This is a genomic window from Paenibacillus sp. Aloe-11 (genome assembly GCF_000245715.1).
In the GTDB taxonomy this organism is placed as follows: domain Bacteria; phylum Bacillota; class Bacilli; order Paenibacillales; family Paenibacillaceae; genus Paenibacillus; species Paenibacillus kribbensis.
Genome location: NZ_JH601038.1, coordinates 26912 through 32101, shown reverse-complemented (window position 1 = coordinate 32101; position 5190 = coordinate 26912). Strand labels below are relative to the sequence as shown.

Annotated in this window: 4 protein-coding genes; 2 read left to right on the top strand and 2 right to left on the bottom strand. The window is 50.6% G+C overall.

Features of this window, described 5'->3' with window-relative positions; translation table 11 throughout:
• Positions 1-385, top strand: a 385-nt coding sequence (locus WG8_RS27580) for an ATP-binding cassette domain-containing protein (RefSeq protein ID WP_007428098.1), incomplete at its 5' end; no start/stop codon positions are given.
• 114 nt (positions 386-499) lie between these two features.
• Here the strand turns inward: WG8_RS27580 and WG8_RS00535 are convergent.
• Together WG8_RS00535 and speE are read right to left on the bottom strand one after the other, a co-directional pair.
• A complete protein-coding gene (locus WG8_RS00535) occupies positions 500-1789 on the bottom strand; it encodes an MFS transporter (RefSeq protein WP_007428097.1) in 1290 nt (429 codons plus the stop codon).
• A gap of 366 nt (positions 1790-2155) precedes the next feature.
• Positions 2156-2983, bottom strand: a complete 828-nt coding sequence (gene speE / locus WG8_RS00530; protein ID WP_007428096.1) for a polyamine aminopropyltransferase — start codon at positions 2981-2983, stop codon at positions 2156-2158.
• Between the two features lie 319 nt (positions 2984-3302).
• Here speE and WG8_RS00525 point away from each other — a divergent pair.
• Positions 3303-5190: transglycosylase domain-containing protein (locus WG8_RS00525; RefSeq protein ID WP_007428095.1), on the top strand; the 1888-nt coding region annotated here is incomplete at its 3' end.

The window sequence follows — 5190 nt, the reverse complement described above, 5'->3', positions numbered from 1 at the left end:
TGCCAATGCGCATAGCTTCATTAAACGTCTGCCTCATGGCTATGACACCGTCATCAGCGGCTCAGGCGACAACCTGTCCCAAGGGCAAAAGCAGCTGCTCACCATTGCGCGGGTGATCCTGGTAGATCCGCCTATGCTTATACTGGATGAAGCGACCAGCAGCATAGACACCCTGACAGAGGCGCGTATCCAAAAAGCATTTATGAAAATGATCGCCGGACGAACCAGCTTTGTGATCGCCCACCGACTATCGACCATTCGTGAAGCAGATCTGATTTTATACATGAAAAACGGTGATGTCGTCGAAAGTGGAACCCATGAGGAGCTGCTTGCAAGCGGTGGCCATTATGCCTCGCTCTATAATAGCCAGTTTACTACGGCCTAGCAGGACGGGTTGAGGAGGAAAGCCGGTTGCTCTGATGCAATCGGCTTTTTGGGTTGTAGCGTGGAGAGGAACATGGTACCTGCCAATATGACCTGTCATACGAATGCCTCAGCTTCAAATCCCTGCGCCTGTAGCGGTTGGATGGTCCACTTGCTCATTCTCCTGAAAATCCCTGCGATAGAACCAGCCGATCAAGACAGCAATGGTCGTCATAACCGCAGCCAGCAGATACACCTGTACCATTCCGAAGCGGTCTGCATACCAACCCAGGAACAGCAAAGACAGACCGAAGGCGAGATTCGTAAGCACATCAATACCCGCCATTACTTTGGGGAGCTGAGCCGCCGGGGCGCTCGTTTGCAGCAAGGTGCGGCGAATAATTCCAGCCATTTGAACGGGTATACCGGATATTGCAAAAAGAACCAGTGCAGCGACCGGGATCGTATTGAGCGCAAACACAACGGTAATCAGTACATATACCATTAACGCCCCCAGCATATACAGAAAGCTGTTCTTTTGCAACCGTTTCACCAAACCAACGACGAGAAGCCCGCCTAAAATCATGCCCGAAAAAAAGGAGGCATTCATAAAGCCCCACCAGCTCTCATCCTGATGCAGCACTTGTGTCACATATGCCAGGATGAACACGCCAACCCACGAGGTTCCTCCAATGGTATCCACACTATCCACGATCATCAGAGAACGGATGCGGCGGTTATGCCAAATGATCTTCCACCCTTCTCCAAGCTCCTTCCAGTATGCCCCCTTCTTCTCTTGGGCCAACCCAGCTTCATCCGAAGAAGGATCAGACGATTCAGAACGTACTTCCTCTTGAGCCAGCGGATCACGGATGAAGGACGTGACGATAGCGGCCACGAGATAGCAACACGATGCGACCACCAGCGTATTCAACGAGCCTAGCCAGACAATGACAATACCGCTTAATGCCCAGCCTGCGCATTTAACTACTTGATCACTGACCGACACCATACCGTTCGCGCGCATGAGTCCTTCACCCGTAGCCAAACGAGGAACCAGCGCATTACGAGCAGGATTGGTCCATCCATCCAGAAAAGACATGCCGAATACCATAATAAAAATAAAGAAAAAAGACTTCTGCCCAGGCGCATTCCACAGGTACAACAATAACAGCGTGAAAATCACAAACTGCCCTAGCTGAGAAAACAACAGAACCCGATTCAACCGGAAGCGACTGAGAATAATCGGTGCCACCAGCCCGCTAAGAACCTGCGAAGACAAACGAAACAACGGGATCAAAATGGTCGTCATTAATGAATCACTTGAAGTAAACACCAATACCACGATACTCAGCAGATAAATAATATCCGCCACATTGGAAACCGTCTGGGATCCCCACAGATAATAAAAAGAGCGTTTGATCAAAAAATTTTCCCCCTCTTTGGTACATTGCCGAGTTATGTATTCCCATAACCAAACCTCCCCTGTTGATATTACAATTCTGTCAAATGTCTGGTTTTTTGTATATTCTACACACACCCTTAAATTTCCTTCTTTTATCTTTAAAGGAAATTCGGTGTCCAGTAAGGCTTTCATGCCTATTTTCAATTTTATCCACAACAAAAAAGCGTCTGTAGCGCTCTTTTTTACCCAAAAACAGGCGATAAAGAACACTGCGACGCTTCTTAACTTCTTAACCTATCAGTTACATTTATTTTATGTCATAACACGCTTCTACTTGGATCAGGATTTTGCAAAATCGTCGGATGTATATCCAGCTCGCCTTGCTCCCTACTTCGTTAAATCCTCCACAAACTTAGGCAAAACAAACGCCGCCTTGTGCAAACGTGGACTATAATACCGCGTATCCATCTCTGGAATTTGCGTCTCGTCTACTTCGAGCGGATCATACTTCTTGCTGCCCAGCGTGAATGTCCATAGACCGCTCGGATAGGTCGGAATGTTCGCTCCGTACACACGTACAATCGGGAAAATCTCCTTCACATCCTTGTTGACCTTCTGAATCAAATCAGCCTTGAACCAAGGGTTGTCCGTCTGCGCCACGAAAATGCCATCTTCCTTCAGCGCTTCAAAAATGCCTTGATAAAATCCGCGCTCGAACAGCGGGGCTGCCGGACCAACCGGCTCTGTCGAATCAACCATGATCACATCGTATTCATTTTTATGTTCAATAATGTGCATGTATCCGTCATTGACCAGCACTTCCACGTTAGGCTCATCCAGCTTTCCGGCGATTTCAGGCAAATATTTTTTGGAATATTCGATCACCTTGCCATCAATCTCAACCAGCACAGCCTTTTCCACCTCAGGGTGCTTGATAACCTCACGAATGACGCCGCCATCGCCGCCGCCCACAACGAGTACCTTTTTCGGATTCGGATGGGTATTCAGAGCGGGATGTGCTACCATTTCATGATAAACGAATTCATCCTTCACGGTGGTCATCACCATACCATCCAGTACGAGCATATTGCCGAATTCCTCTGTCTCGATCATCGCCAGATCCTGATACTCCGTTTTCTCAGAGACATACGTTTGTTTGATTTTTGCTGTAATGCCGAAAGAGGGAGTTTGCTTCTCCGTAAACCACAAGTCCATCATATCAACCTTCTTTCTGATCAAAGTATGTGTCCGGCCATCCCTGTATCGTCCAGGTCGCGCTTATACATCCCAGTCGCGCCAGCATAAACGTTGGCTTTCCTTATATATGCAACACGCAAACGCCGAGTTTGCTATATTTATTGTACCAAACACGCTGTGCTTTCACACTTTTTGCATCATAAAAGATACCTGGATAGACTGCAAAGGCATTTTCAGGCTCAAGTATGTTTAAAAATACATACGTATACGCATCTGATGAATAGACGCTTTCGGATTGACCATACTGAGAACATCAACCATGGAAGGAGGTGGCAAGATGGCCGCTACAACCGGGCAATTTCCCAAACGCAAGCCACTCTGGCTTCGATGGTTTCGGGGACTGCTGTCACTCACCATTCTGACGGTCATCGCCGCCTGTATTTTGCTCGCCTATTTATATACCACCAGTCTCCCGCTCGCGGATACGGACCGGAATTCGCGTCTGCTCGATAGCCAGGGCCAAGTCATTGCCACCTTCTCTGCCGGAGGCAAGGAATCCATTCCCGTCCAGTTGGATCAAATTTCACCCGATCTGATTGCAGCTACGCTGGCTGTGGAAGACCGGAAGTTTTACGATCATTTCGGCTTTGATTTCAAAGGCCTGGGCAGGGCCGTGCTTGTCAATCTGACCCATTGGGATATGTCGCAAGGAGCCAGCACGCTGACACAGCAGCTAGCACGCAATCTGTACCTGTCTCATGAGAAAACGTGGACACGCAAGGCCAAGGAAGCCATTTATACTGCACAGCTTGAAATGAAGTACACCAAGAACGAGCTGCTGCAAATGTATTTGAACGAAATCTATTATGGGCACGGTGCCTACGGCATTGAAGCCGCATCGCAAATGTATTTCGGCAAATCCGCAAAAGATCTGGATTTGGCTGAAAGCGCCCTGCTGGCAGGTATTCCGAAGGGACCAACCTATTATTCGCCGTATAATCATATGAAGAATGCAAAGGATCGGCAAAAAATTGTGCTGGATTCCATGGCGCTCACCGGCAAAATTACGCCGGCCCAAGCTACCAGGGCCTATGAGGAAATGCTCGCCCTGCGGCCCGAGAGCCAGCGCCGGACAGTAGAAGCCGCTCCCTGGTTCCGCGATTATGTCCGCCAGCTTGCAACGAATCAGTTGGGAATCAGTGAAAGTGTGCTGGAGCATGGCGGCCTGAGCATTTATACCACATTGGACATGCATATGCAGCAGGCGGCCGAGGCGGCCGTAAATGAGGGCATGAAGGACAGCAACGGACTGGAAACAGCGTTGATCTCCATGGACCCGCGCAACGGGCATGTGAAGGCCATGGTTGGCGGGACCAATTATGTCGGCAATCAATATAATCATGCGCTTGCAACAACCCGGCAGCCTGGCTCATCCTTTAAGCCGATTATGTATCTGAGCGCGCTGGATTCCGGTGAATTGACGAGTACGTCCAAGTTCGAAAGCCGACCGACATTGTTCCACTACGACAACAACCGCAAAACCTACAAGCCCAAAAATTTTGGCGACAAATATTTGGGCGAAATCGATCTGCGGCGGGCAATTGCAGCATCCGATAATATTTATGCTGTAAGCACCATTTTGAAGATCGGAACAGATAAAGTCATGGACCTCGCCCGCAAAATGGGCATTACGAGCGAGCTAAAGCCCGTGCCTTCCCTCGCGCTGGGTGTATCGCCCGTCAGCCCGTTCGAGATGGCCTCGGCCTTCTCGGTCATCGGCAGCGGCGGGCAAAAGGTCGCTCCGGTGGCGGTGCTGCGCATCACCGATGCGGCCGGGCGGTCGCTCTACGAAGCACCGCAGGCCGCTCCGGTGCAGGTGGTGAAGCCCGCCTCCGCCTACGTCCTCACACGCCTGATGGAAGGCGTGTTCGAGGAAGGCGGCACCGGCAACCGGGTCGCGAAGCTGATCAAGCGCCCGGTTGCCGGCAAGAGCGGCACGACCAACACCGATGCGTGGATGGTCGGCTTCACGCCCGAGCTGTCCACCGCCGTCTGGGTCGGCTATGACAAGGGCAAGGCCATCAGCACGCAGGATGCCCGGCGGGCGGCACCGATTTTTGCGCAATATACGGAAAAAGCGCTGGAGAATGTGCCGCCCAAGATCTTCCCCATCCCTGACGGCGTCGTCAGCGCCTATATTGATCCGGCCAGCGGCAAGCTGGCTG

Bases quoted from the DNA above. Each gene is read 5' to 3' on its own strand.
- speE (WP_007428096.1), bottom strand. From the start codon at position 2,983: ATGGACTTGTGGTTTACGGAGAAGCAAACTCCCTCTTTCGGCATTACA.